The sequence below is a fragment of the Enterobacter cloacae complex sp. IR53030 genome, assembly GCF_049238365.1.
GTDB classification, from domain to species: Bacteria; Pseudomonadota; Gammaproteobacteria; order Enterobacterales; family Enterobacteriaceae; genus Enterobacter; species Enterobacter kobei.
Window position 1 is genome coordinate 32,392 of the sequence record NZ_JBMKHA010000015.1, and the last position, 26,873, is coordinate 59,264.

A 26,873-nucleotide genomic window follows, 5' to 3' on the forward strand; every position below is an offset into this window, starting at 1 on the left:
CACATGAGTTCGTTATATCAATCCATGGTCGCGGTGATTGAGCAGTCAATTACCCCGCTGGCCGCCAAACTTGGTCAGCAAAAGTATGTGATTGCTATCCGCGACGGCTTTACCGCCGCGCTGCCGTTCATGATCATCGGCTCGTTTATGCTGGTGTTCATCTTCCCGCCGTTTTCGGCGGATACTACCAATAGCTTTGCGCGCGGCTGGCTGGATTTCTCCCAGACTTACCGCGAACAGCTGATGCTGCCGTTTAACCTCAGCATGGGCGTGATGACCTTCTTCATCTCGGTGGGGATTGGGGCGAGCCTGGGGCGCCAGTTTAACCTCGACCCGGTGATGTCCGGCCTGCTGGCATTTATGGCCTTCCTGCTGGTCGCCGCGCCGTATGCCGACGGTAAAATCTCGACCCAGTATCTCTCCGGCCAGGGCATTTTTACCGCGCTGATCACCGCCATCTACGCCACCCGCGTTTATGCGTGGCTGAAGCAGAACAACGTCACCATCCGCCTGCCGAAAGAAGTACCGACCGGCGTGGCGCGTTCGTTTGAGATCCTGATCCCGGTGATGGTGGTGATCGGTACCCTGCACCCGTTGAACCTGTTCATCGAAGCGCAAACCGGCATGATTATCCCGCAGGCGATCATGCACCTGCTGGAGCCGCTGGTCTCTGCCTCCGACTCCCTGCCCGCTATTCTGCTCTCCGTGCTGCTGTGCCAGATCTTCTGGTTCGCCGGTATCCACGGCTCGCTGATTGTCACCGGCATCATGAACCCGTTCTGGATGGCGAACCTCTCGGCAAACCAGGCGGCACTGGCGGCCGGCGCGGCGCTGCCGCACGTATACCTGCAGGGCTTCTGGGATCACTACCTGCTGATTGGCGGCGTAGGCTCCACGTTACCCCTGGCGTTCCTGCTGCTGCGCAGCCGCGTTACCCATCTGCGTACCATCGGCAAAATGGGCGTGGTGCCCAGCTTCTTTAACATCAACGAACCGATTCTGTTTGGCGCGCCGATCATCATGAACCCGATGCTGTTCATTCCGTTCGTGTGCGTTCCGCTGATCAACGCCTGTCTGGCGTATGCGGCAACCAAACTCGGCTGGCTGGCGCAGGTCGTCTCGTTAACCCCGTGGACCACCCCGGCACCGATTGGCGCCTCGTGGGCGGCGAACTGGGCGCTGAGCCCGGTGGTGATGTGCCTTGTGTGTATGGTGATGTCCGCGCTGATGTATCTGCCTTTCCTGCGTGCCTATGAGCGTACGCTGATGAAAAACGAAGAGCAGAAAGCGCAGGCGACCGTCGGTGCTGCCGAAACCGCAAGCAATTAAGTCAAAGAGGAAAGGTCATGAAATACGCATTTCCCGATAACTTCTGGTGGGGCAGCGCAAGCTCCGCTCTCCAGACGGAAGGGGCAAGAGAGGGCGAAACCACGTGGGATTACTGGTTTGCCCGCGAGCCAAACCGTTTTCACAACGGCGTGGGGCCGCAGCAGGCCTCCACGTTTTATCAGCACTGGAAAACGGACATTCAGCTGTTAAAGCAGCTGAACCACAACAGCTTTCGTACCTCGATTAGCTGGGCGCGCCTGATCCCTGACGGTATCGGTGAAGTGAACCCGGAAGCGGTCGATTTTTATCATCAGGTCATTGAAGAGCTGAATGAACAGGGCATCACGCCGTTTATTACCCTGTTCCATTTCGACATGCCGATGGCGATGCAGGCGATCGGTGGCTGGGAAAACCGAGAAGTCGTGGACGCTTACGCCCGCTATGCGCAGATTTGCTTCGAGCTGTTTGGCGATCGCGTGCTGCACTGGTTTACCTTCAACGAGCCGATTGTGCCGGTGGAAGGCGGCTATCTGTACGACTTCCACTACCCGAACGTGGTGGATTTTCGTCGGGCAGCCACCGTGGCGTATCACACCGTGCTGGCCCACGCAAAGGCGGTTCAGGCCTACCGCGCCGGTCACTACGCGGGGGAAATCGGCATCGTATTAAACCTGACGCCGTCCTATCCGCGCTCGCAAAACCCGGCGGACGTGAAGGCGGCACACATTGCGGATCTGATGTTTAACCGCAGCTTCCTCGACCCGGTCCTGCGCGGCGAATACCCGGCGGACCTGGTTGCGCTGCTGAAGGCATACGATCAGCTGCCTGCCTGTAAGCCGGAAGATAGCGTCCTGATCGCGGAAGGGAAAATCGACCTGCTCGGCGTGAACTACTATCAGCCGCGCCGCGTTAAGTGTCGTGACAGCGCGGTGAACCCGCAGGCGCCGTTTATGCCGGAGTGGTTCTTTGATAACTACGAAATGCCGGGCCGCAAGATGAACCCGTACCGCGGCTGGGAAATCTACGCGCCGGGTATTTACGATATTCTGGTTAACCTGCGTGATAATTACGGCAACCCGCGCTGCTTTATTTCGGAAAACGGCATGGGTGTCGAAAATGAACAGCGCTTTATTGAAAATGGCCAGATTAACGATAAATACCGTATCGAGTTTATTTCTGAGCATTTAACGTGGCTGCATAAAGGGATTAGCGAGGGCTGCAATTGTCTTGGCTACCATATGTGGACGTTTATTGATAACTGGTCATGGTGTAATGCGTATAAAAATCGCTACGGGTTTATTCAGCTCGATGTAGAGACGCAGCAGCGCACCATTAAGAAAAGCGGAGAGTGGTTTGCCGCCACCGCCTTAAATAATAGTTTTGAACAAGAGTAATGATGATGATCGCACTAGAAGAAGCCGTAATGGAAATTATCGTCAATGCCGGACAGTCCCGCAGCCTGTGCTTTGAAGCCCTGCACGCTGCACGTCAGGGCAACATTGACGAGGCCAAAAGTCTGCTGCGCGAAGCCGATGGCTACGCGCGCCAGGCGCACAAGATGCAAACCAAACTGATTGAGCAGGATGCTGGCGAAGGCCGCCAGCCGATGACCTTAATTATGGTTCATGCCCAGGATCATTTAATGAACTCCTTATTAGCGCGTGAATTATCCGAAGAAATTATTCATTTATATCAGAGATAGTCTATGGCGAAATAATTAATGTAATACCTCTGTACCCTAAATAGAGATCCACTTGTTCTGATGATAGCGACATACTCTGTCAGATCGGAGCGGGATGGTTATTGTCTGAATAAAATTAAACTATATTGAGATAACCATGAATACGATTAAAAAACTTCCATTAACCATGGCGGTTATCGCCGCGCTTTGCCCAATTTCTGTACTCGCACAAGAATTTACGCAGGAGCAAATCGACGCCATTGTGGCTAAAGCGGTGGACAAAGCGCTGGCCGAGCGGCAGGCCAAAATGGATGCGGCGGTCGCGAAAAAGGCAGACGTGGTGACTGAGCCGCAAAGCGCGGCGCAATCCCCGGATATGGCGATCCCGTTCGGGGTGAAATTTACCGGTTACGCCCGCTACGGCGCGCACTTCCAGGCCGCCGATCAGAAATACGTGGCGGTGGACGGTTCCTACAACGGCGCCTCCGCGATTGGTCGTCTGGGTAACGAGGGCAACGGTGGGGAATTCCAGCTCTCTAAAGCCTTCAAGGGTGATAACGGCGCCATTTGGGACATCAACGTGATGATCGACCACTGGGGCGACGAAGTTAACCTTAAAAAAGCCTACGCGGGCGTGACCAACATTATGGCCTCCAACCCGAACGCCTATTTCTGGGCGGGTCGTGACTTCCATCAGCGTCCACAGCAGGGCATTAACGATTACTTCTGGATGAACCACGACGGCCAGGGTGCCGGGGTGAAAAACTTCGACATCGGCGGCGTGCAGTTTGATGTCGCCGCCGTGGCGGCGGTGGAATCCTGTAGCCCGGAAGTGATGGAGGATGAAGCCAACCCGTCGCGCATCACCTGTACCGGCGGTTCCGGCACGGGCGACAAAGGCAACTACGCCGCGACGTCAAAAATTCACGGCATGAAGCTCGGCCCGATCGACATGGAGCTGTACGCTAACTACGGCTTTGACTCCAAAGCGGTTGAAAGCGACGAGCGCCTGAACGCCTGGCAGGGCGGCGTGGTGCTGAGCCACACCAACGACAGCGGCGTGAACAAGGTGATCGCGCGTTACTCCGATAATGCGGACAACAGCGTGTTCAACAAAACCGAGGATCTGACCACGGTTTACGCCAGCTTCGAAGGGTTATACAAATTCACCCAGGCCACGCAGGTAGAGTACATCCTCGCCTTCCACGACTACGACAACAGTCGTGATAAGACCGACAACCGTAAGAACTACAACGCCATCGTGCGCCCAATGCACTGGTGGAACGACGTTCACTCCACCTGGCTCGAAGCGGGCTGGCAGCACGTTGATTATGACAACGGCGGCGATAACAAGGGCTGGAAGCTGACCCTGTCGCAGAACATGTCTATCGCCATGGGTCCGGAGTTCCGTCCAATGCTGCGCTTCTACGTGACCGGCGGCAAAGTAGATAACGAACGCACCGCCCGCGTGAACAATACCAAAGACGAAACGCTGGACGACTTCAACGTCGGCGCGATGTGGGAGGCGTGGTTCTAGCAAGGTAAACGCAAAACGGCAACGCAACGTTGCCGTTTTTAGTGTTTTCTCCCTCTCCCCGTGGGAGAGGGCTGGGGTGAGGGCATCAGGCCGCACACAACCCGGCAAGATCCCATGTTATGCTACAAAAAAATCAACATAGCAGGGGAGAACATGGGTTCCACACGCAAAGGGATGTTAAACGTCCTGATCGCCGCCGTTTTATGGGGAAGTTCAGGGGTTTGCGCGCAGTACATCATGGAGAAAAGCCACATTTCTTCGCCTTACCTGACCATGGTTCGCCTGCTGTTTACCGGCGTGATCCTGCTGACGCTTTCTTTCGTTCACGGCGACAAGATTTTCTCGGTCATCAAGCATCGCAAAGATGCCCTCAGCCTGCTGTTCTTCTCTCTGGTTGGCGCGCTCACCGTGCAGCTCACCTTCCTGCTGACGATTGAAAAATCCAACGCGGCTACCGCCACCGTGCTGCAGTTTCTGTCACCGACCATTATCGTGGCCTGGTTTGCGCTGGCGCGGAAAAAGCGTCCCGGCGTGTTTGTCCTGTCAGCGATTTTTACGTCGTTGATCGGTACTTTCCTGCTGGTGACTCACGGCGACCCGACCTCGCTCTCCATCTCCCCTGCCGCGCTGTTCTTCGGTATCGCCTCGGCCTTTGCTGCCGCGTTTTACACCACGTATCCCTCAACACTTATTGCCCGCTACGGCACGCTGCCGATTGTCGGTTGGAGTATGTTGATTGCCGGGCTCATGCTGACGCCGTTCTACGCCGGACGCGGGACCACCTTTGTGATTGACGGCGGCCTGCTGCTGGCCTTCTTCTACCTGGTGGTAATCGGTACGGCGCTAACATTTAGCCTGTATCTGAAAGGCGCACAGATGATTGGCGGGCCGAAGGCAAGCATTCTGAGCTGCGCCGAGCCGCTGAGCAGCGCATTACTGTCGGTGGTTTTACTGGGTGTGGCGTTCACCCTGCCGGACTGGCTGGGGACGCTGTTGATTGTGTCGTCAGTAGTGTTGATTTCGATGGATTCGCGTAGAAGGGTTAAGGCATCGGCGTAGCCTGATGTCCCCTCTCCCCATAGGGGAGAGGGGACAGTTGGTTTACTTCGCCTTAACCTTCCCGGCCACCAGCAGCGCTGTCAGCAACATCAGCGTACCGGAAATCACCAGCGGTGACGTCAGTCCCAGATGGTCGAGCGCAACGCCGCCCACCGCCGCGCCGCAAGTGTTTGCCAGTTGGATCACGGCCACCTGAATCGACCCGGCTTTCTCCGCCTGATCGGCCAACGAGCGAGTAATCCACGTCGACCAGCCCACCGGCACCAGCGCAAAGGCAAAGCCCCAGATAACCGCAATCGCCGAGGCGACCCACTTATCGCTACCCCACAGCACCAGCACCGTGGCACTCACTGCCAGTACCAGCGGCGCGCCAGCCAGCGCCACTTTCAGGGAACGTTTCAGGAACTGGGACGACAGCGACGTACCGACAAAGCTGGCGATACCAAAGCTCAGCAACACCAGGGTCAGACCATCCACGTCAAAGCCCGCCATGGTCATATACACCGGACGGATATAGGTGAAGAAGGCAAACTGCCCGGCAAAGGCCATAAAGATGGCGGTCATCCCCGCCAGCACACCCGGGCGCTTGAGGAGGCTGAACATATTCTGTTTGTGATGCGCCGCTTCGCCCGGCAGGGACGGCAATGCCTTCCATACCCAGATAATACAGAGCACGCCCATCACCGCCGCCGCGTTGAAGACGTTACGCCAGCCGATGATCCCGCCGAGGAAGCTGCCCAGCGGCGCGGCAATCACCAGCGCGATGGAGACCGCACCGAAGATGACGGACAGCGCTTTCGGCACCGTACGCGCGGGTACCAGGCGCATGGTGAGCGAGGCGGACATCGCCCAGAAACCGCCAAGACCCAGTCCCAGACAGGCGCGCCCCAGCAGCAACAGGGTGAAGTTTTCCGCGAAGGAGACCAGCAGGCAGGAGAGCGTCAGCAGCACGCTGAAAAGAATAACCACTTTGCGGCGGTCAATGGCGCCAATCACCTGCGTAATAAACAGACTGGCGAACATCGCCACAAAGGCGGTCACGGTAACAGACTGCCCCGCCACGCCTTCGGAAATGCCGAGATCCTGCGCCATCGGCGTCAGCAGGCTGACCGGCAGAAACTCGACGGTGATCAGGCAGGCAACGCAGAATGCCACGGAGAAAACCGCCGACCAGTTGGGGCGTGAAACCTCTTTGGTCTGCGGTCTGGTCGAGGGCTGGATATGTTCTGTCATGGCGTCACCTGAAGATAAAAACGTGCGGAAAAGTCGCGCAGTTTATCATCAAAAGTGTGACGGATTTAACGTTTAGACAACTTTTGTGGTTTTTAGAGGGAATTAATGTAGGTAAAACACGCCCTCTTCCGGCAGGAAAAGCTGGTTATAGCGTAGCTGAAAGGCATTAAGCTCCTGCGGGTCGGGCTCCATCTCGCGCATAAAGCCGAGCGCCAGACGAATTTGCGCATCGGTGATCGGCGCCCCCAGGCGGGCTTTACGCAGCAGACGGTGCCACGTATGCAGGTTCTCTTCACTGCCGTCGACAATGCAGACCTGCCAGATCAGCAATACCTGCGCCGCGTTTTGCAGATGCGCCTCGTCCGGGCGTTCAAGATAACGGATAAACTCATTCCCGGCTGTTTTACCGAACTGATCGATCATCGACTCAACCGGCATTGGGGTAATCCCCAGCCGTTCGCTTAAACGTTTGATGGCGCGGCGGGAATCTGAGGTCAGGACGCGAAATCCCACCACAAACACCACGGCAAGCGTTGCCAGCATTATCCAGACCATGCGTTCTCCTCAGACTAGCCGCTTATCATAGCGGGAAACGCAAGGCCTCGACAGCGGGCAAAATGCTATTAGTGTAGTGAAAAGAGGTGGAAAATCATTCTAAAAGCGGATCGCCGCGCTGAAGCCCCTTCAGCAGTGCCTCGTGGAAGCGCGCAGGATCCTGCATCTGCGGCGCATGACCCATATCGTTAAATTCCACCAGCGTCGCGTGCGGAATGCGTTTTGCCGTCTCTTTCCCCAGCACCGCATAGTTGCCGAGCGTCTTGCGGATCTCCGGCGGGGCGAGATCTTTCCCGATGGCGGTGTTGTCCTTCGTGCCGATCATCAATAATACCGGCATCTTCAGGTCGCTAAATTCGTAGATCACCGGCTGGGTGTAAATCATGTCGTAGAGCAGCGCCGAGTTCCAGGCCACGCGCGCTTTACCCGGCCCGTTGTTCAGCCCGGCGAGCATGGTCACCCAACGCTCGTATTCCGGCTTCCACTCCCCAGCGTAGTAGGTGTTTTTCTCGTACTGACGAATACCGTCGGCGCTGACCTTCAGTTCGCGCTGGTACCACTGGTCGACGGTAATATGCGGCACACCGCGCGCTTTCCAGTCTTCCAGCCCAATCGGATTGATCATCACCAACTGTTCCACCTGCTGCGGCCACATTAGCGCGTAGCGCGTCGCCAGCATGCCGCCGGTCGAATGCCCGATAACCGTCACGCGATCGACACCCAGGGATGCGAGCAGCGCATGGGTATTGTCCGCCAGCTGCTGGAAGGTGTACTGATACCGCTCCGGCTTGGTGGATTTACAGAAACCGATCTGGTCGGGTGCCACCACGCGATAACCCCTGGCCGAGAGCGCGCGGATCGTGCCGTCCCAAGTTCCAGCGCAGAAGTTTTTGCCGTGCATCAATACCACGGTGCGACCGTTGGGTTTTTCCGGCTTAACGTCCAGATAAGCCATATCCAGAGACTGGTTTTGTGAGGTAAAGGTAAAGTGTTTTACCGGCCAGCCGTAATCGAAACCTTCCAGCTTTTCGCCGTAGGAAGGGGTATCCGCGGCCATTGCGGGTGACGCCAGCGCCATCAGCAGCGCAAGGCAGGATAATCGTCGGGTTAACATGCGGGCTCTCCATAACAAAACGGTCAAATGCCGCGCAGCGCGGCAGCAAAAATAAACTGTAGAGCATGCAGGGGAGCGGGTCTGTAAAGCGGAGTAAAGGTGGGATGTAAAATATCCTTAAGTCAAGCTCATATGTTATATGCAATTTCAGAAGATGCCGGCCTCATTACAGCTTGCCGACATCACGACCTCATAATCGACAAATAGCCTGTTTGCGGGCGCTTTTCTTAATTTCATAAAACTATTACTCACTCATTATCCTTAAGTTAAGCAAGGCTATAACCTTGTTTAAACTGAATTCAGGATGATGCTATGGATACAATAGAGGAATCTGGTGGGACATATTTCTATCGCGGGAATTCGAATGTAACCCCACAGGAGCTATTTTTGCTGATATTCGCTGAGGGTCTGGCGAACCATTTGGGCGTAACGATAGAGACTGCTGCAACAATCCTTGCAGGTCAGCCTTTAATACCCAAGCGTAAGGTGTTGGGCGCGTCAGGCTCGCGTACAAGTGTTGCCTCCAAACTAGGGAAGGTGCGAATAAGTCACCAAACGCAAAAAAACGCCTATGTAAGTGATTGAATTTAATTGACTAAAAGTTTCATTTTCGTTGCGGAGGGTACTTATTCGCACCCTCCCTAGCACGTCGCATATTGAAGGGAGTCCGCTTTCCTGGAGGTATGAGGGTGGAGACCATGATCGGTATGGGTAAAACAAGACAAACAAATAAGGTTGGGGCAGTAGTTGGAAGGGTTGTTCCGTTCGTCGGCTATGCCCAGGCAGTCATTGTATTTACCCTTGTGGCCAAAGAAACCAGAAACAAGTACAACCTGATAGCCCGACCGAAAGATCGGATCGAATGGACATACTTCTAATGTTATTGCCTGATGATCAAGAATTTTTGGATTACATCACTGAAAACTACAGTGAACTGAAACGTCCCGCCCAGAAGGAATGGACCTTCCAGGAGCATTTCAACCTCGTTCCTGAAGATCTTGAGGATATGCTGCTTGACCTTTTCAATCGCTATGGGATTGAGTACAGCAACTTTGTTCTGGACAACTATTTTGAGCCGGAGCTGTTTTGGTTCCAGTTTGGACTTCGAAAGAAGTTTCGGGATCGACAGTATAAGCCGCTAACGCTCGAAATGATTATTGAGTCTGCCAAATCCGGGCACTGGTTATATGATTAAGGGGCGGCTTGCCCCTTACGTTCTTTACGCTGACTGACGCTCGTTCCAGGCATCGCTAAAGATGATGTTCCCGTCGTTATGCTTCCAGGTAATTTTCTCGTAACGTAGTTCAACCGTTTCCATATGGTTTTCGTTAGGGTTATCGCCTGGTGCCATCGCGGGCGAGATAGAAACGACCCTGACGCCTTCGAGCAGCATAGTAAAGTATTCTTCTTCCTGGCCGGAGTAGTTAATCCTGTACCATTTTATCTCAGCAGAGACCAGGCTTTGCCCTGTCGCTACCGCTTTATAGAGATATGGGCTTGAGCAATCGAATTCTTTAATGATTAACATAGGTGAATGTATGCGCATACCGGTTATTTTGCCGGTGGCGTTATCAGTTGGGATCATGAGGTTATGATGGAACCCCTTTACCTCAATGCTGCATTCTCTGTGCTGAACATCAACTCCGCCTTTGATTAATGCTCCACCGTCATCCTTAAGCCATAAGTAAGCTGGTATAGCCATGTTAATTTTTTCCTTGAGAACGTTGTTATAGTCAAACACCGGGTTGTGTTCTGGCTAGCGGTTGGCTTGAAAACTTAATTCATGTTCTTCTTTTTAGTGCGCCTATCTCCCCCCAGCGTATGCCCGGTGCGGCTATAAAAGTTCAAGCCAGGTCATGTTTACGCCTGGTCGATCTCTTTTTGAGATATTGACCAGGCATTTTTTAACCATATTAAGAAGTTAGATTATGAACGCTCCAGAAAACACCGTATTACAACCGGTCCTCTGGCGACCGACTGCTGGTGGAGTGAAAAAATGAGCCGTAATCTTTTTCTGAGGAGTAGCGGGAAGGGAAAAAAGCCCGGCGGTCAGCCGGGCAAAGAAGTCACCTGCACACTCAGGCTGTTTTCAATTTCTGCACTCGCCTTTCGCGACGAATTTTACGTTCTTCCAGCACCGCAACCATCGCCATCAGAACGATACAGCCAATGGCTGCCGCATCCAGCGCCGCAAAGGTGCCTGCCCAGCCGGTGAGGCCAAAAATTGGCGTACCGTCGGCAATCATCCCCAGCCCCAGCTTGGCGAAGCTGTCGCCGATCAGGTAAGCGAAGGTGCCTTTAATCCCATCGGCTGCGCCGATCGCTTTTTTCGGTACAAACCCGACCGCCGCCACGCCAATCAGCAGCTGTGGACCAAATACCAGGAAGCCGAGCGCAAACAGGGAAGCCAGGTAAACATACTGGTTGCTGGCGTGCTGGTAGATGCCGAGCGTGGCGATAATCAGCGCCAGCGCGACGCAGGCCACCAGCGCGCGGCGGCCATTGGCGAGATCCGAGAGCCAGCCCCACAGCAGCGTGCCGACCAGCGCGCCCACTTCAAACAGGGTGAAGCCCTGAATCGCGACTTCTTTAGAAAGCTTCAGCTCCTGGAAGGCATACACCGTCGACCACTGGTCGATACCGATACGCACCACGTACAGGAAGATGTTTGAGAAGCACAGCAGCCAGATCACTTTGTTTTTCAGCACATACTCAACAAAGATCTGCCATTTGGTCATCTCGTTTTCTTCGGTCTCTTTGTCCTCTTCGCTGATCTCCTCGCCGAACAGCTCTTCGGCTTTGCCGAGGCCGTAAGATTCCGGGGAATCGCTGCCGAAGCGCAGGCCGATAAAGCCGACAATCAGGGCGATAATCGACGGGAAGATAAACATGCCGATCACGTGGCCATCGAACAGATAGTTCGCGCCGAACAGCGCCACGCCTGCCGCGCCCGCACCGCCGAGGTTATGCGAGATGTTCCACATGCCGAGGTACGAACCACGCTTGCGGCGCGGGGTCCATTTGGTGATGGTGGAGTAGCTGCACGATCCGCCGGTACTCTGGAAGAAACCACTCAGGGCATAGAAAGCGATCATCAGGAACAGGCTCACGGAGCCTGCGCCCATGCTGGCGCTGAAGCCGAGCATACAGATGGCGGAGAGAATCAGCATAAACGGCAGGAACTGCTTGGTATTTTTACCGTCCGCATAGTAGGAAACCACCGTTTTCCCCACCCCGTAGGTGATGGAGAATCCCAGGCCAATCATCCCCAGCTGCGTCATGCTCAGCCCGTAGGTCGAGATCATGTCGTTCTGCGCGATGTTAAAGTTTTTGCGGATCAGGTACATGGTCAGATAGCCGATGAAGACCACCAGATACGACTGCATGAACGGTTTGAACCACATTTTGCGCCGCACGTCGAGCGGCAGATCCAGGGTCGGCTTGCGCACCTGATTGAGGAAGGCCAGCATGGTTTGCTCCTGAGCTGATTTTTACCTGCGAATGGCAGGCATTGTAAAAATCAGCCGGGAGAGATGCCTGAGATAGCGTCCAGGTAAAACCGGGAAAATTTCTTAGTTTTGCGCCACTCGGCAGTAAAAGGTGAAGTGTGTCACGCTTCGCGCGGGGCCTGCGCGTGCAGGAAGGGCAGCAGCAGCAGGGCAGAGATCCCCGCCGCGATGGCGATGACCGCGAAGAAACCGCTCCAGTGCCAGGTGTCGATCACCCGCGCCAGGGGCCAGCCAGAGAGCGATGCGCCAAGATAAGCAAACAGCCCGACAAACCCCGTCGCCGCACCCGCCGCCTCTTTGTGCGAGCACTCCGCCGCGGCCATGCCGATCAGCATCTGCGGGCCAAACACGAAGAAGCCGATGGTGAAGAAGCATGCCGCCTGCATCACGTAACTGGCGAACGGCATCAGCCACAGCGAGCCGACGGAGAGCAATATCCCGGCGGCGAAGATCAGGTTCATCGGGCCTCGGTTGCCGTTAAACAGCTTGTCCGAGCCCCAGCCTGCCACCAGCGCGCCGATAAATCCGCCCAGCTCGAACATCGTGACCGCCGAGTTGGCGGTGACCAGATCCACCCCGAGCGTCTCCGACATGTACAGATTACCCCAGTCGTTGATCGCCGCCCGGACCACGTAGACCAGCACGTAGCAGAGCGAGAGTAGCCAGATGTAGGGATTTTTCAGCACGTATTTGGTCAGGATCTCTTTGCTGGTCAGCCCCGCCCCTTCCTGCTGTTGGGCAATCTCCATCTCGTCGTGCCGCCAGTCGCCCACCGCAGGCAGTCCAACGGTTTGCGGCCTGTCGCGCAGGCGCCAGCAGAGGAACAGCCCGGCAACAATCGCCAGCCCCCCGGCAATCATCATCCCTGCGCGCCAGCCGTAGTGCAGCGCCGCCGCACCGACCACCATCGGGATCAGCGCCCCGCCGACGTTATGCGCGGTGTTCCAGATTGCCCACCAGCCGCCGCGCTCGTTGCGCGAGTACCAGGCGGTGAGCAGGCGGGCACAAACCGGCGCTCCCCAGCCCTGGAAAAAAGCGTTCAGCGCCCACAGCAGGGCAAAGGCCCACAGCGAGGTGGAGAAGCCGAACAGGATATTTACCACGCCGGTGGCAATCAGCCCGACGCCCATAAAGTAGCGCGCGTTGGAGCGGTCGCTGACGATGCCGGAGAAGAACTTCGACAGGCCGTAGGTGATGTAAAACAGCGTCGCCAGCAGGCCGATATCGGTACGCGTCATCACGCCGCTGGCGAGGATTTCCGGCGCGGCGGCGTTAAAGCTTTTGCGGGTAAAGTAAAACAGCGCATAGCCAAGCCAGATGGTCATCAGGATATGGCGACGCCAGTAGCGGTAGCGCGCGTCAATTTCCGCTTTGTCGCCTAGCGGTGAGGCGTTGGCAGGCATTTTAAACATGGTGGTTCCTTAGCGGCAGGCTGACGCTAACGCGCGTCCCGTGGGTACAGGAGATAGCCAGCGTGCCACCCAGCGCCTTCACGCGCTCGCGCATGCCCGCCAGGCCAAAACCCTGCTGGCCGGAGCCCGGCGGCAGGCCGCAGCCGTCGTCTTCAATCACCAGCGTCAGGCGATCGTTATGCTGGCCGCCCTGAATGGTGACCGCGCTGGCATTGGCGTGTTTGACGATATTATTCAGCCCTTCCTGACAGACGCGGAACAGCGTCACGCGCTGGCCTTCACTCAGCGCAGATTCATTAATTCGCCAGTCGAGATGGCTGACAATGCCGCGGCTTTCCAGCTCCATCTCGCGCATCAGGGAGCGTATCGCCTGCTCAAGTGACAGGTCGTCAAGCTGGCGCGGACGCAGCCGTCCCAGCAAGCGGCGAACGGCGTCATAAACCCCCAGCGAAAGCTGTTCGATATGCGCCCCGCCCTGCTTCACACCGGCATTTTCCGCCGCCAGACGCTGGACAATACCCGCCTGGGTGCGGATGGCGGTGATGGTCTGGCCGATGTCATCATGCAGCTCACGGGCGACCTCCTGCCGCACGCTCTCTTCCGTCTCCAGCAGACGCTCCGCCAGACGGCGATTACGCGCCAGCTCGTTTTGCAGAGACTGGTTCAGCTCGCGCAGACGCTGGATCCCCGCCCCCAGCAGCAGCCCGGTCAGGCTTTGAGCCAGCAGGGAAAGCAGCAGGTCCACCGGATGGTCGTGCCAGGTCTGGCTGGCAATGAGCGCGATGGCGTTCATCAGCGTGGCAATTAAGGCGCCCTGCCAGCCGTAGTGCCAGGCGAGGGCGATGATCGGCAGCGCCAGACAAAACGGTGTGAAGCGTGAAAGCTCTGCGGGCAGGCCGAGCTGTAGCCACAGGCTCACCACAAACAGCAGCAGATACCAGATGAGATGCCGGGCGCGCCAGTTGACGGGCTGGGATACCAGCGCAGGCCCCAGCGGCTGCCAGACGGTGCTGGTGAGGTAGTGCCAGAAAACCAGACAGGTCGGCGCAAGGGTCAGCCCGCCGGTGAGGGTCAGCAGCAGGGCGTTGAGCATCTCCTTGTCGCCAGCCCACGGCAGCGATTGCAGCAGCGCGGCGGCAATCAGCGCCGCCCCCTGACGCAGCAGCGTGCGCCAGTCACGCTGGTGACGATAACGGGAAATGAGCGCAACCGGGATAAGCGTGAGCAGGCTTCCGGTCATCAATAATGGCAGCTGCGTGAGCGCAACTTCCTGCGCCAGCCAGACCAGCATCAGCCACTCTGCGCCCAGCAAAACGGGCCAGTAGCCGCGGGGACATTGCAGCATCAACCCCAGACGCAGGCCGAAGGGGAACAGCAATACCGCCAGCTCGGGCCGCTCCACCAGATGCAGGCTGATGCTCCACAGGCAGAACCATGCGGCAGAAAAGATAAAAAAGCTGGCGACGACGGCGATCAGCCGCGAAAACAGCGGGTTCATTGCCAGCTATCAAACATGCGGCGCGCCAGCTCGACATCGTTGCTGACGTTGAGTTTTTCCATCAGATTGGCGCGGTGAACGTGGACGGTTTTTGGCGACAGGTCCAGCTCGGCCGCAATCTCTTTCACCGACATTCCCTGTGCGAGTTTCTCTGCAACCTGACGTTCGCGTTTAGTGAGCGGATCCTGACGTCCGGCCGCCAGCTTAATGGCGATATCCGGTGTTAAATAGCAGCCGCCGGTGGAGACGGTACGCACGGCGGCGATCAGCTCGTCCGGGCTACAGCGTTTTGAGAGGAACCCGCGTGCGCCCGCGTTGAGCGCCTGCTCGACCAGCGCCGGGCTGTCGTGGACCGAGAGCATGATCGTCGCCATCCCTTTCGGCAGCTGGCTTAACAGCTCCAGACCGGAGAGATCCGGCATTGAGATATCGCAGATACAGACCTGCACTCCGCGCCCCGGCAGGCCCGCCAGCGCCTCACGACCGGAGCCAAACTCGGCCACGACCTGAAAATCGGGTTCGAGGTTGAGAAGCTGGGCAAAGCCGGAGCGGACGATAAGGTGGTCGTCGATAAGCGCGATGGTGGTCATGTTTGATCCTGCGGTCTGAAAACGCCGGATGGCGCTGCGCTTATCCGGCCTACAAGAGCGAAAGACGCTTACCTTAAGCGATCTACTCGAAAAACACCGCAATTTTGTTAAACATGGTGGGATCGGACTGGTTGCGCGCCACTTTGGTGACATCTTCCAGCTTGTCGATCTGCGCCATCATCTGCTCCAGACGCTGGTCATCGTTGACCAGTAGCCAGATGCGGCTGTGCTCGCTGCCCTGAATCGGCAGACAGAGAATGCCTTCCACGTTAAACGCCCGGCGGGCAAACAGCCCGCAGACGTGGGTCATGACGCCAGGATGGTTGCGGACGGTGAGTTCCAGAATGACGTTATCATGTTGTTTCTGCATGGTTTATTCCCCCACCATCTCAGTATTTGCCGCACCCGGCGGCACCATCGGATACACTTTTTGTTCAGGGTCGATACGCACGTGGATCAGCGCCGGGCCGGGACGCGAAATCGCCGCCTGCAGCGCCGCGTGGGCATCCTCTTCGGCGTTCAGATCGCAGGTGTGAAGGCCAAAACCGGCAGCAATCTGCATAAAGTTAATCATTCCCGGATAGGTCGCGGCAAATACGCCCTGCTTGTAGAACAGGCTCTGCTGCTGGTGTACCAGCCCCAGCGCCTCGTTGTTCATCAGAATGATTTTGACGTCTAACTGGTTTTCGGCCGCGGTCGCCATTTCCTGAATGTTCATCATCAGGCTGCCGTCACCGGAGAAGCAGATGACTTTGCGGTCCGGATTCGCCAGCGCCGCGCCCACGGCAGCAGGCAGGCCAAAGCCCATGGTGCCGAGGCCTCCGGAGGTCAGCCACTGGCGCGGACGGTTCAGCGGGTAGGCCTGGGCGGTCCACATCTGATGCTGGCCCACGTCGGTGGTAATAATCGCGCTGTCGTCCACGCAGGCGGCCACAGCGTTGATAAGACCATAGTGGCTCAGCGGATCGCCCTCGGTCGGGATGGCGCCCGGGAACTCTTTTTGCAAATCGGCGACCAACTGACGCCAGTCGGCACGGTCGGCTGCGTCCGTCTGCGGGATCAGCTGCGCCAGCACTTCAGCCACGTCGCCCTGAATGGCCACGTGCGGCTGCTTAATTTTACCCAGCTCGGCGCGGTCGATGTCCACATGGATGATTTTGGCGTTCGGGCAGAACTGCTCGGTTTTGCCAATCGCCCGGTCATCAAAACGAGCCCCCATCACAATCAGCAAATCCGCCTCTTGCAGGATGTAGTTGGTGCTGCGCGCGCCGTGCATGCCCAGCATGCCGAGCGAGAGCGGGTGCGCTTTTGGCAGCATGCCGAGCGCCATCAGGGTCATGGTGGTGGGCAGGTTAGCTTTTTCAGCGAACTGGCGGATTTCATTCGCGGCGTTAATCGCCCCACCGCCCAGATAGAGCACCGGGCGTTTGGCGGCATTAATCATCGCCGCGGCGTCACGCACGCTCTCAGCACTGAATTCCGGCGCGGGGGCACGGTCGCCCGGCTCTGGCAGCACGTCAATCTCGATCTCTGCGGTCTGGACATCCTTAGGAATGTCTATCCACACCGGGCCCGGGCGGCCAGACTGCGCAATGCGAAACGCATCGCTGATAACCTGAGGAAGCTCGCTGATATCGCGAACTAAATAGTTATGTTTGGTGATGGGGATAGAGATGCCGTAGGTATCCACTTCCTGGAACGCATCGGTACCGATCATCGAAGACGGCACCTGGCCGGTAATGCAGATCAGCGGAATGGAGTCGAGGCGCGCGTCGGCGATGGCCGTTACCAGGTTGGTTGCCCCCGGCCCGCTACACGCCATACAAACCGCCGGTTTCCCCTGGGTACGCGCCATGCCCTGCGCGATAAAGCCCGCGCCCTGCTCGTGGCGAGCCAGCACGTGGCGGATTTTTGTGCTTTGGCTTAACGCATCGTACAGCGGCAGTACCGTGCCGCCCGGGATGCCCGCAACCGTGGTGATGCCCTGTCGTTCCAGCAAATGAACGATCAGCTGCGCGCCCGTAAAACGCGTCTTAGTAGATGTTGTGCCCGAACTTGCCATGCTCCAGTCCTTTTCTTCTGAGCCAGCCTTCCGGGGAGGGTCCTAAACGAAAAACCCCGCCCGGTTTGCGCCGGCGGGGTTTTGGATTCGTGTGTTGATCCAGTCCCTACGGCGCATTGCCGACGACCACCACCACACGCACGACGACCACTGCGGCTGGTTGCGCAGTTTTTAGTAGGGTCGAGGTGAACAGAGATGGAGTCATTAGGAACCTGTGTTTGGAATCATTGATTGAATTTATACAAACACAGGTTTTCGGGCGTGACAATGGAAATATTTTCATCTGGACAAAAATGCGTCAGGGATCACGTTTCGTTTGTTGGGTGATGAAAACAGTAGTCGGACGTGAGTATTTCATTCAATGAACAGCGCAGGCGATACCCCAAAGCGAGCAGCCAGTTTTTTTATATGGTTCAACGTCAGCTGACGTTGACCGTTCAACACCCTTGAAGCCATTGATTTACTGCCAATTTCATCCTGAAAATCCGAAATAGTCAGTTTGTATTGATCCATAAGGGTTCTTAAAACGGCAATGCCCACTGGGACAGATTCCATCTCCTGGCGTAAGGCGACAATTTCGGGCCGATTGGCTTCGTAACGACGAATTCTTGCACATACGATATCCAGCAAAGGGCTGCCAGGTTCGTTCATCAGTAAATACTCAACCAGCTCAAGTGCGTCCTGGTAATCTTTCTCGTTTGGATGTTCACCCAATAAAGGAACCGCCGCGACAAGGGCATGCGTTGCTTTCATTGCATCAGCTACGATCATCATTTCTTCCCCTTAGTGCGATGTTTCTCCGTAAAACGGTCATATTCCTTATGAGTAAAAACATGGCGCACATAAAACTTTTGGCTTTCAAAGAATATGAGAGCCACTACTCTCAGGTTGTTGTTAGCAATATCAATAACATAATGCTTATCGAGATACTTCAAATTATCTAGCGTTGGAAAGATTTTTCTTAGCGCAACAGGCGTCGTGCAATGGCTCTTTTCGATGGTTCGCCCCAGAAAAAGAAGCTCCTCTCTGTGTTGCGGAAACTGGATCACCGCATCCAAAATTGCCTTCATTGAGATTAAATGCATACTGCATACCTGCCGCGTCCGTTGCCATTATGGCAACAATATCACGGATTGCCAATTAGTCAACGGAAGGCCTGCTTAGGACGGACCCAGAAAACAAAAAACCCCGCCGGAGCGAGGTTTTTATCAGGGTTTTGCGGTTGGTCGCCGCAGAACACACTGTGTTACGTCAACGCAAAAAGTATACGCGATCGAGGACGAACGCGCAATTCCGGCACGGATTTTGACGTTTTTGAGTATGGGTCGCCTTTCGATTTTTGTCCAAAAAATACTGTTCATGCATACAGTATTTATCTATACTGAGGGTGTTCGCAGTGAGCGAGGGGGCCGCAGTTCTACCGGCGCAATGAAGTCCTGGCTGAAACGGGTGGTGCCGTCAGTGCCTTAACCCCTGAAGTGAGCACACTGTGTTACGTCAATCCAGGTGCTGGCAACAGGCGGCGGAAAGGTACGCCAGCATCGTGCTCCTTTTTACCAAAAGGAGACGCGTATGGGCATCGTGGATATGGTGATACTTATCCTCAAACTCATTGTTGCAGTATTGCAACTGCTTGATGCTGTCCTGAAATACGTTCGGTAAGTCAGGTTCAAGTCGCACCTGAGAGGGGCGGGCAACCGCCCCTCTTTAATAACGAGGGAATGCTATGTCGCGTCTGTTAATTGAGCCTGTTACGCCTGATGAACCGGGCTATATCGCCCTGAAGGCGGAAAGTATCGCATTGAATTTCAACATGCTACGCAGGCTGGAAGAGAACTGGCAGCGGGGCGAAAACCGCTTTAACGCGCCGGGCGAAAAGCTGCTGGGGGCGTTTCTTAACGGCAAGCTGGTAGGCGTATGCGGTCTCAACCGCGATCCCTTCAGCCAGCAACCGCGCGCCGGGCGCATTCGCCATCTCTATGTTAGCGAGAAGTGTCGCGGGTTGGGCATCGGCAAACAGCTTTTAACCGTAGTGATGGCCGATGCCAGCATCTGGTTTGATTTCCTGAATACCCACGCGCCGGATACCGCGTATGGGTTCTACCGCCGGGCGGGTTTCACGCTGGTCTCGGATGAGCCGCGGGTGACGCACCGCCTGTTTTGTGCGGTGTAACCGACTGGCAGCATCAGGACGTGAATGTTACAGTTGAGTGACAATTCACCACCCGATACGCCATGACCATCACCGTATTCTGCATTTTGCTGTTTGCCGCGCTGCTGCATGCCAGCTGGAACGCTATCGTTAAGGCCGGAACGGACAAGCTCTATTCTGCGATAAGCGTCAGCGGCTCCGCTACGCTGATTGCGCTGGTGTTGCTCCCCTTCTCTCCACAGCCTTCTGCTGCAAGCTGGCCGTTTTTAATCGTCTCCTGCGCCTTACAGGTGGTGTACACCGTGCTGGTGGCGAAGACCTATCAGGTCTCCGATATGAGTCAAACCTACCCGCTGATGCGCGGCACCGCCCCACTGCTGGTGGCGCTGATCAGCGTCCTGGCACTTGGCGATCGTCTCTCCTGGCTGGCCTGGTCCGGCATCGGAGTGATCTGCCTGTCGATTCTGGCGATGGCGATGAACGGACGCATGCAGTCCCGAAAAGGGATCTGGCTGGCGCTACTGAACGCCTGTTTTATCGCCGGATATACGCTGGTGGACGGCACCGGGGTGCGGCTCTCGGGCACTGCGCTGGGCTACACGCTGTGGACCTTCTTTATGAACGGTTTTTGCCTGCTGAGCTGGGCGATGGTGGCGCGTCGGCGTGAAGCCTTTGGCTACCTGCGTCTGCACTGGAAAAAGGGGCTGCTCGGCGGCGTCGGCACCATGGGCTCGTATGGCCTGGCACTGTGGGCGATGACGCAGGCACCGCTGGCCGTAGTCGCGGCGCTGCGTGAAACCTCGATTCTTTTCGGGGCGCTGATTGCCTTTGTGCTTTTAAAAGAGAAGGTTGCGGGCCTGCGCATCGCTGCGGCGCTGGGTATTGCTGGCGGCGCTATTCTCCTGCGCCTCGCATAAATCACTGGCAACATTAGTTGCCGTTTTTGTTTACAAATCCTGCCTTTTGACGTTCTTCCATTCACCATCACAATGATTAAATTGTCATCTCACTGTGGTAGATTCCTCGCGCATTTATGGGAATGCGCAGTTACTTATTCTTAATTTTTCTCTTTTGGCAAAAGTATTCAGCGACATGAAAAAACAAAGGAACGTTAACTTATTGTTGATGCTGGTGTTACTGGTGGCCGTCGGTCAGATGGCGCAAACCATCTACATTCCGGCGATCGCCGATATGGCAAAGGAATTAAACGTCCGCGAGGGCGCGGTACAAAGCGTAATGGCCGCCTACCTGCTAACCTACGGCGTTTCACAACTCGTCTATGGCCCGCTGTCCGACCGCGTCGGGCGTCGCCCGGTGATCCTGGTCGGCATGAGCATATTCATGGTGGCGACGGTGATTGCCATCACCACCCATAGCCTGACCGTATTGATTGCCGCCAGCGCCCTGCAAGGCGTCGGAACCGGCGTCGGCGGGGTGATGGCGCGAACCTTACCGCGCGATATGTACCAGGGCACCCAGCTCCGCCATGCCAACAGCCTGTTGAATATGGGGATTCTGGTCAGCCCGCTGCTGGCACCGCTGATTGGCGGCCTGCTAGACACAATGTGGTCCTGGCGCGCCTGTTACGCCTTCCTGCTGGTGCTCTGCGTGATAGTGACCTTCAGCATGGCACGGTGGATGCCGGAAACGCGCCCGCAGGACGCGCCGCGCACGAAGCTTATCGCCAGCTACAAAACGCTGTTCGGCAACGGTGCGTTTACCTGTTACCTGCTGATGCTGATCGGCGGCCTGGCAGGCATAGCGGTGTTCGAAGCCTGCTCCGGCGTGCTGCTGGGCGCTGGGCTTGGCCTGAGCAGCATGGTGGTGAGTATTCTGTTTATTCTGCCTATCCCGGCGGCGTTCTTCGGCGCCTGGTTTGCCGGACGTCAGAACAAGCGTTTCTCCACCCTGATGTGGCAGGCAGTGATTAGCTGTCTGCTGGCGGGACTGATGATGTGGATCCCGGGGCTGTTTGGCTTGATGACCGTCTGGACGCTGCTGATCCCGGCGGCGCTGTTCTTCTTCGGCGCGGGGATGCTGTTCCCGCTCGCCACCAGCGGCGCGATGGAGCCGTTCCCGTTCCTCGCGGGCACGGCGGGCGCGCTGGTGGGCGGTTTGCAAAACATCGGCTCCGGCGCGCTGGCCTGGCTCTCGGCCATGATGCCGCAGACCGGGCAGGCTAGTTTGGGTTTGCTGATGACGCTGATGGGGCTGCTGATTTTACTGTGCTGGCTGCCGCTGGCGTCGCGTGTCCCGCATCACGAGCAGCCGGTTTAACCGCATGATGGCCCGGCTTGTCGCCGGGTTTTTCACAGACGGGAGCAATCATCGCCTGTAATAACGGCTCTGGCGCAGGTCGCCAGGCGCCCTCTTCCCCGTCGTAAAACTGGAAATCCGCGTTAAGCGCATACGGAATTTTCGCCTTTTGCAGCTCGCAGGCCATAAAGGTGGCGAAGGCCATTTGCGAAGCGGTTGGCGTGAGGTGGTTTGACTCCCCCACGCCCCAGCCTCCGACCCAGCTGACGTGCCCGGTTTTTTGCTGCCAGCGCAGCGCGGTATTGATGCGATTATGGATAGCCGCTTTCTCTGCCGCCGTGCCGGACGTCCACGGGTATTTACCGTTATTTTTCAGCGGCCCCCACGGGAAAATATGCCACTCCGCCAGCAGGAAGTTCTGGCTGTGCGCAGGCAGCTTCAGGCTGGTTAAATCCTCCGGCGCGGCGCGCAGGCGCGGTGCGATGAAAATCATGCGCTGCGGGTCAATGTCATGGATCGCTTTTATGGTTTTTTCATACACGCGATTTAACGACGCGAGGTTGTGGTTGAGCTTGTCGGCGGGCTCGTAAATCAGGTCAAAACCCAACTGCGGGTAGCTCTGGCCGAAATAGTGGGCGACGGCAATCCACCAGTTGATTGTCTCTTTCTCATTATCGGCTTTCGGGTCGTTTTTATATTCATCTGCCTGATAAGCAATAATCGGGATGACACCATACTGCTCGCAGGCTTCCACCAGCTTGCGCAGATGGATGAGCCGCGCTTCCGTCGGCTCATCGGCGACGCGGATGCGCACATGGCTAATGCCTTTTGCACGAAAATCGCGTACCACCAGCGGGTCAAATTCACGTATACCGCGCTCGGTACGCGCCCAGTCTACATCCATCCCCACACCCAGCTGCTGAGCATAGCGGGCAGCCGTCATCGCCGGCTCAGCGGCAATCGCCCAGCCGGATGAGATCAGTAACGCAGAGGCAATAAAAGGCTTTAACACGGTTTACCCTGGATAAATCGAAAGCATTACCTGTATTTAGCACGCTTTTTCACATTTGGTGTAGCGTCAAAGCGTAATAATTCTTCACCTTGCCCGTTCTCTCAGCCAGCTAATAAAGGCGTCAATTTTCGGCCACTGGCGGCCCGGAAGCGTTGAGATATAGTAATGCTGATGGCATTTGAGGGTCTTTTCACCAAACGGTGCAATCAACTCTCCCTTCTCGAGCCGTTTCTGCACCAGCCGCTTTCTGCCCATCGCCACCCCCACATCATTGATGGCCGCAATAATCGCTAAATCAGAACGATCAAAACCAATCCCCGACGATGGCGGCATATTTATCGCAAAATGCTGCGCCCAGCTTAGCCATTCATCCGTACCGGAATCATTGCTCCAGGCCTGACGGTCATGCAGCAACGTACAGTGGCTGAGGTTATGGGGGTTTTTAAGCAGTTGATGTTCGCGGGCGTACGCGGGCGAACAAACGGGCAAAATCTCCTCATCCATCAGGAAGTGTTGGGAAAGGTGGTTTGCCGGCGTATCGTCGAAATAGAGCGCCAGATCGATGCCCGTTCGCTGCATATTGACGTAATCATTTCCGGTCAGGACGGTGAGTGAAATCGACGGATAGCGGCGGGTAAAATCTCCCAGCATGGGAACCAGCCAGCACTGCGCAATCGATGGCCGGGAGTACACCGTTAGCGTACCGGAGAGCGCCTGGTTTTTGATGTCCAGGATCTCCTGATTCAGGGTATCGAGGGAGGATTTAAGGGTCCAGTAAACGCGCTTCCCCTCCTGCGTCAGCTCAACCTTACGGTGCGAGCGGACGAACAGCTGAATGCCCAGCTCCTCTTCCAGCAGATTAATGCGGTGGCTCACCGCGCTGGGGCTGAGCGAGAGCTCCTCCGCGGCCAGCGCGAAGGACTCATGCCGGGCGGCCACTTCAAAGGTGTACATTTTCGACAGCTGCCAGCCGTTTAACAGCCGGTTTCTGGCTTCATTCGCATCGGTCATCACAATTCTCACGCGGGGTTTCTGCGCTCAGCATACCGTTTAAGGGTGAATTTATGTGAACCTAATGCAAGTTAAGTGCGTTTTTTAGAGCGTAGTCACTCAGTTGATCCAATCTGGCTCACCTGAATGCCAATTTATATCGTTTGTCAGCCCCTGCCGTTTTTTCGTCCAATACCCACAGATGACATAAGGGTGAGGTGAGATATGGGATCTCAGGTCTGGGTTGTGGCAACGCTGCTGGTCAGCATTGTGTTAATTGTTTTAACCATCGTTAAGCTGAAGTTTCACCCGTTCCTCGCGCTGCTGCTGGCGAGCTTTTTCGTCGGTGCGGTGATGGGAATGAGCCCACTGGATATGGTGAACGCCATTGAGAGCGGGATTGGCGGTACGCTGGGCTTCCTGGCGGCGGTGATTGGTCTGGGCACCATTCTCGGCAAAATGATGGAGGTCTCCGGTGCGGCAGAGCGTATCGGGATCGCGCTGCAGCGCTGCCGCTGGCTGTCAGCAGACGTGATTATGGTGCTGGTGGGCCTGATCTGCGGCATTACGCTGTTCGTGGAAGTGGGCGTGGTACTGCTGATCCCGCTGGCGTTTTCCATCGCCAAAAAGACCAACACGTCGCTGCTCAAGCTGGCCATTCCGCTCTGTACCGCGCTGATGGCGGTGCACTGTGTGGTGCCTCCGCATCCAGCCGCGCTGTTTGTGACCAATAAGTTAGGCGCGGACGTCGGAACGGTGATTGTTTATGGTTTGATGGTAGGACTGGTGGCGTCTCTGGTCGGTGGCCCGCTGTTCCTGAAACTGCTCGGCAATCGTCTGCCGTTTAAACCGGTTCCGGCAGAATTTTCAGACCTCAAGGTGCGGGAAGAACACACCCTCCCGTCGCTGGGCGCCACGCTGTTTACGGTTCTGCTGCCAATTGGCCTCATGCTGGTGAAGACCATTGCCGAGCTGAATATGGCAAAAGAAGGTTCGCTGTATACGCTCCTCGAATTTATCGGCAACCCGATCACCGCGATGTTTATCGCCGTGTTTGTCGCCTACTACCTGCTGGGGATCCGCCAGCATATGAGCATGGGGGCGATGCTGACGCACACCGAGCACGGTTTTGGCTCTATCGCCAATATTTTGCTGATTATCGGCGCGGGCGGCGCGTTCAACGCCATCCTCAAAACCAGCGGACTGGCGGACTCACTGGCGCATATTCTCTCGAACCTGCACATGCATCCTATCCTGCTCGCCTGGCTGGTGGCGCTGGTGCTGCATGCCGCCGTAGGCTCCGCCACGGTCGCGATGATGGGCGCCACGGCGATAGTCGCGCCGATGCTGCCGCTCTATCCGAACGTGAGTCCGGAGATCATCACCATTGCTATCGGTTCCGGCGCCATTGGCTGCACGATCGTCACCGATTCTCTCTTCTGGCTGGTGAAGCAATACTGCGGCGCAACCCTGAATGAGACCTTCAAATACTATACGACGGCGACGTTTATCGCCTCGGTGCTTGCACTTGGCGGCACATTCCTGCTTTCTTTCATTATCTGAGCGCGAAGAGACGTACTATGGAAAACGCAACTATCACTACTTTAACCGCACAGTTTCCTCTGGTTGAGGATCTGATTGCCCTGAAAGAAACCACCTGGCTTAACCCACGTACCACGACGCTGGCGGAAGGATTGCCTTACGTCGGGCTGTCCAAAGCCGACGTGGACGACGCGCACGCGCGCCTTAACCGCTTCGCGCCGTATCTGGCGAAAGCCTTTCCGGAAACGGCCGTCACGAAGGGGATTATTGAATCCGAACTGGTCGCCATTCCGGCCATGCAGGCGCGACTGGGGAAAGAATATGACAAGACCATTCCCGGCACCCTGCTGCTGAAAAAAGACAGTCATCTTCCGATTTCCGGCTCGATTAAAGCACGCGGCGGCATCTACGAGGTGTTGACCCACGCGGAGAAACTGGCGCTGGACGCCGGCTTGCTGAGCATCGAAGACGACTACAGCGTCCTGCTGGAGCCGCGCTTTAAGGACTTCTTCAGCCAGTACAGCATTGCGGTGGGCTCAACCGGCAACCTGGGGATGTCCATCGGCATTATGAGCGCACGCATCGGCTTTAAGGTGACGGTGCACATGTCCGCCGATGCCCGCGAGTGGAAGAAAGCGAAGCTCCGCAGCCATGGCGTCATCGTCGTGGAGTATGAGCAGGATTACGGCGTGGCGGTGGAACAGGGGCGCAAAGCGGCAGAAAGCGATCCGAACTGCTTCTTTATTGACGATGAAAACTCCCGCACTTTGTTCCTCGGCTACGCGGTGGCAGGCGAGCGGCTGAAGGCGCAGTTTGCCGAACAGGGCCGCGTGGTGGATGCGGCGCATCCCCTGTACGTCTACCTGCCCTGCGGTGTCGGCGGCGGCCCTGGCGGCGTGGCGTTTGGCCTGAAGCTGGCCTTCGGTGATAACGTCCACTGCTTCTTTGCGGAACCCACGCACTCGCCGTGCATGCTGCTCGGCGTTTACACCGGCCTGCACGACGAGATTGCGGTGCAGAACCTGGGTATCGACAACGTGACGGCGGCAGACGGCCTGGCGGTCGGGCGCGCGTCCGGCTTCGTGGGCCGCGCGATGGAGCGCCTGCTGGACGGGTTCTACACGCTTTCCGATCAAAGCATGTATGACATGCTCGGCTGGCTGGCGCAGGAGGAAGACATTCGTCTGGAACCGTCCGCGCTGGCGGGCATGGCCGGGCCGCTGCGTGTGCATTCAGATGCCAACGTCACCCACCTGGTATGGGCAACCGGGGGCGGCATGGTGCCGGAAGACGAGATGGCGAAGTATTTAGCAAAAAGCCGTTAATCGTAGGCCCGGTAAGG

27 protein-coding genes and 1 pseudogene are annotated in these 26,873 nt (G+C 56.6%); 13 read left to right on the top strand and 15 right to left on the bottom strand.

Annotated elements, in window-relative coordinates; genetic code table 11:
• Window positions 1–3 precede the first annotated feature (3 nt).
• The 5 genes from ACOTXR_RS15750 to ACOTXR_RS15770 all read left to right on the top strand — a co-directional run bounded on the left by ACOTXR_RS15750 (window position 4) and on the right by ACOTXR_RS15770 (window position 5,606).
• Complete coding sequence (locus tag ACOTXR_RS15750; RefSeq protein WP_023331699.1) at window positions 4–1,329, top strand: PTS sugar transporter subunit IIC; 1,326 nt, start codon at window positions 4–6, stop codon at window positions 1,327–1,329.
• Window positions 1,330–1,346: 17 nt separating this feature from the next.
• Window positions 1,347–2,723: a glycoside hydrolase family 1 protein gene (locus ACOTXR_RS15755; protein ID WP_421767053.1), complete on the top strand. Its 1,377-nt coding sequence runs from the start codon at window positions 1,347–1,349 to the stop codon at window positions 2,721–2,723.
• 5 nt (window positions 2,724–2,728) lie between these two features.
• On the top strand, window positions 2,729–3,031 hold the full coding sequence (locus ACOTXR_RS15760) for a PTS lactose/cellobiose transporter subunit IIA (RefSeq protein WP_029741865.1): 303 nt from the start codon (window positions 2,729–2,731) through the stop codon (window positions 3,029–3,031).
• 136 nt (window positions 3,032–3,167) lie between these two features.
• The gene (locus ACOTXR_RS15765; RefSeq protein ID WP_014881942.1) at window positions 3,168–4,547 is read left to right on the top strand and encodes a carbohydrate porin; all 1,380 of its coding nucleotides are present in this window, start codon (window positions 3,168–3,170) and stop codon (window positions 4,545–4,547) included.
• A 153-nt stretch (window positions 4,548–4,700) separates the two neighbouring features.
• Window positions 4,701–5,606 carry an EamA family transporter gene (locus tag ACOTXR_RS15770; RefSeq protein ID WP_014881941.1) on the top strand — a complete coding sequence of 302 codons (906 nt, stop codon included), beginning with the start codon at window positions 4,701–4,703 and terminating at the stop codon, window positions 5,604–5,606.
• A gap of 42 nt (window positions 5,607–5,648) precedes the next feature.
• Here the strand turns inward: ACOTXR_RS15770 and nepI are convergent, their stop codons facing one another.
• The 3 genes from nepI to ACOTXR_RS15785 all read right to left on the bottom strand — a co-directional run bounded on the left by nepI (window position 5,649) and on the right by ACOTXR_RS15785 (window position 8,508).
• On the bottom strand, window positions 5,649–6,839 hold the full coding sequence (nepI, locus tag ACOTXR_RS15775; RefSeq protein ID WP_032635267.1) for a purine ribonucleoside efflux pump NepI: 1,191 nt from the start codon (window positions 6,837–6,839) through the stop codon (window positions 5,649–5,651).
• A 102-nt stretch (window positions 6,840–6,941) separates the two neighbouring features.
• The gene (locus ACOTXR_RS15780) at window positions 6,942–7,394 is read right to left on the bottom strand and encodes a DUF1198 domain-containing protein (protein ID WP_014881939.1); all 453 of its coding nucleotides are present in this window, start codon (window positions 7,392–7,394) and stop codon (window positions 6,942–6,944) included.
• 94 nt (window positions 7,395–7,488) lie between these two features.
• Window positions 7,489–8,508, bottom strand: a complete 1,020-nt coding sequence (locus ACOTXR_RS15785; protein WP_058690218.1) for an alpha/beta fold hydrolase — start codon at window positions 8,506–8,508, stop codon at window positions 7,489–7,491.
• 312 nt (window positions 8,509–8,820) lie between these two features.
• Here ACOTXR_RS15785 and ACOTXR_RS15790 point away from each other — a divergent pair.
• Both ACOTXR_RS15790 and ACOTXR_RS15795 read left to right on the top strand, forming a co-directional pair.
• Window positions 8,821–9,386 (top strand): annotated as a pseudogene (locus ACOTXR_RS15790) (STM2901 family protein).
• Window positions 9,371–9,703, top strand: a complete 333-nt coding sequence (locus ACOTXR_RS15795; RefSeq protein WP_032645117.1) for a DUF1493 family protein — start codon at window positions 9,371–9,373, stop codon at window positions 9,701–9,703. The pseudogene ACOTXR_RS15790 and the gene ACOTXR_RS15795 overlap by 16 nt, the downstream one beginning before the upstream one ends.
• A 24-nt stretch (window positions 9,704–9,727) precedes the next feature.
• Here ACOTXR_RS15795 and ACOTXR_RS15800 read toward each other — a convergent pair whose 3' ends face one another.
• The 10 genes from ACOTXR_RS15800 to ACOTXR_RS15845 all read right to left on the bottom strand — a co-directional run bounded on the left by ACOTXR_RS15800 (window position 9,728) and on the right by ACOTXR_RS15845 (window position 18,664).
• On the bottom strand, window positions 9,728–10,210 hold the full coding sequence (locus ACOTXR_RS15800; protein ID WP_421767054.1) for an Hcp family type VI secretion system effector: 483 nt from the start codon (window positions 10,208–10,210) through the stop codon (window positions 9,728–9,730).
• A 376-nt stretch (window positions 10,211–10,586) separates the two neighbouring features.
• Window positions 10,587–11,978, bottom strand: coding sequence for a hexose-6-phosphate:phosphate antiporter (gene uhpT / locus ACOTXR_RS15805; RefSeq protein ID WP_047343390.1), 1,392 nt, complete (start codon window positions 11,976–11,978; stop codon window positions 10,587–10,589).
• Window positions 11,979–12,118: 140 nt separating this feature from the next.
• On the bottom strand, window positions 12,119–13,429 hold the full coding sequence (locus ACOTXR_RS15810; protein ID WP_058690216.1) for an MFS transporter: 1,311 nt from the start codon (window positions 13,427–13,429) through the stop codon (window positions 12,119–12,121).
• The gene (gene uhpB, locus ACOTXR_RS15815) at window positions 13,422–14,927 is read right to left on the bottom strand and encodes a signal transduction histidine-protein kinase/phosphatase UhpB (protein WP_014881932.1); all 1,506 of its coding nucleotides are present in this window, start codon (window positions 14,925–14,927) and stop codon (window positions 13,422–13,424) included. The genes ACOTXR_RS15810 and uhpB overlap by 8 nt, the downstream gene beginning before the upstream one ends.
• Window positions 14,924–15,517 carry a transcriptional regulator UhpA gene (gene uhpA / locus ACOTXR_RS15820; RefSeq protein ID WP_014881931.1) on the bottom strand — a complete coding sequence of 198 codons (594 nt, stop codon included), beginning with the start codon at window positions 15,515–15,517 and terminating at the stop codon, window positions 14,924–14,926. Before uhpA ends, uhpB begins: the two co-directional genes overlap by 4 nt.
• Window positions 15,518–15,599: 82 nt before the next feature.
• Complete coding sequence (gene ilvN, locus ACOTXR_RS15825; RefSeq protein ID WP_010426528.1) at window positions 15,600–15,887, bottom strand: acetolactate synthase small subunit; 288 nt, start codon at window positions 15,885–15,887, stop codon at window positions 15,600–15,602.
• A gap of 3 nt (window positions 15,888–15,890) precedes the next feature.
• Window positions 15,891–17,579, bottom strand: a complete 1,689-nt coding sequence (gene ilvB, locus ACOTXR_RS15830) for an acetolactate synthase large subunit (RefSeq protein ID WP_047028139.1) — start codon at window positions 17,577–17,579, stop codon at window positions 15,891–15,893.
• A 106-nt stretch (window positions 17,580–17,685) separates the two neighbouring features.
• On the bottom strand, window positions 17,686–17,784 hold the full coding sequence (ivbL, locus tag ACOTXR_RS15835; RefSeq protein ID WP_023331688.1) for an ilvB operon leader peptide IvbL: 99 nt from the start codon (window positions 17,782–17,784) through the stop codon (window positions 17,686–17,688).
• Window positions 17,785–17,933: 149 nt separating this feature from the next.
• Window positions 17,934–18,353, bottom strand: coding sequence for a helix-turn-helix domain-containing protein (locus ACOTXR_RS15840; protein WP_127341140.1), 420 nt, complete (start codon window positions 18,351–18,353; stop codon window positions 17,934–17,936).
• Window positions 18,350–18,664: a type II toxin-antitoxin system HigB family toxin gene (locus tag ACOTXR_RS15845; protein WP_023331686.1), complete on the bottom strand. Its 315-nt coding sequence runs from the start codon at window positions 18,662–18,664 to the stop codon at window positions 18,350–18,352. Before ACOTXR_RS15845 ends, ACOTXR_RS15840 begins: the two co-directional genes overlap by 4 nt.
• 487 nt (window positions 18,665–19,151) lie before the next feature.
• On the opposite strand from ACOTXR_RS15845, the gene tisB reads away from it, so the two are divergent.
• From tisB to emrD, 4 genes are all read left to right on the top strand, one after another.
• Window positions 19,152–19,241, top strand: coding sequence for a type I toxin-antitoxin system toxin TisB (gene tisB, locus ACOTXR_RS15850; protein ID WP_023331685.1), 90 nt, complete (start codon window positions 19,152–19,154; stop codon window positions 19,239–19,241).
• 64 nt (window positions 19,242–19,305) lie between these two features.
• Complete coding sequence (locus ACOTXR_RS15855) at window positions 19,306–19,752, top strand: GNAT family N-acetyltransferase (RefSeq protein ID WP_014881927.1); 447 nt, start codon at window positions 19,306–19,308, stop codon at window positions 19,750–19,752.
• 62 nt (window positions 19,753–19,814) lie between these two features.
• A complete protein-coding gene (locus ACOTXR_RS15860) occupies window positions 19,815–20,648 on the top strand; it encodes an EamA family transporter (RefSeq protein WP_045134488.1) in 834 nt (277 codons plus the stop codon).
• Window positions 20,649–20,823: 175 nt separating this feature from the next.
• A complete protein-coding gene (gene emrD, locus ACOTXR_RS15865) occupies window positions 20,824–22,008 on the top strand; it encodes a multidrug efflux MFS transporter EmrD (protein ID WP_222834732.1) in 1,185 nt (394 codons plus the stop codon).
• On the opposite strand, the gene ACOTXR_RS15870 is transcribed toward emrD, so the two are convergent.
• Both ACOTXR_RS15870 and dsdC read right to left on the bottom strand, forming a co-directional pair.
• Entirely contained in the window at window positions 21,911–22,999 is a 1,089-nt protein-coding gene (locus ACOTXR_RS15870) for a cellulase family glycosylhydrolase (protein ID WP_032635252.1), read from the bottom strand. The genes emrD and ACOTXR_RS15870 overlap by 98 nt on opposite strands.
• A gap of 84 nt (window positions 23,000–23,083) precedes the next feature.
• Window positions 23,084–24,010, bottom strand: coding sequence for a DNA-binding transcriptional regulator DsdC (gene dsdC, locus ACOTXR_RS15875; protein ID WP_058690215.1), 927 nt, complete (start codon window positions 24,008–24,010; stop codon window positions 23,084–23,086).
• A 204-nt stretch (window positions 24,011–24,214) separates the two neighbouring features.
• Here dsdC and dsdX point away from each other — a divergent pair, with 204 nt between their 5' ends.
• Both dsdX and dsdA read left to right on the top strand, forming a co-directional pair.
• On the top strand, window positions 24,215–25,552 hold the full coding sequence (dsdX, locus tag ACOTXR_RS15880) for a D-serine transporter DsdX (protein ID WP_058690214.1): 1,338 nt from the start codon (window positions 24,215–24,217) through the stop codon (window positions 25,550–25,552).
• Window positions 25,553–25,569: 17 nt separating this feature from the next.
• Window positions 25,570–26,856 (top strand): D-serine ammonia-lyase, encoded by a 1,287-nt coding sequence (gene dsdA / locus ACOTXR_RS15885; protein ID WP_222834731.1) that lies wholly within the window; start codon window positions 25,570–25,572, stop codon window positions 26,854–26,856.
• Window positions 26,857–26,873 lie beyond the last annotated feature (17 nt).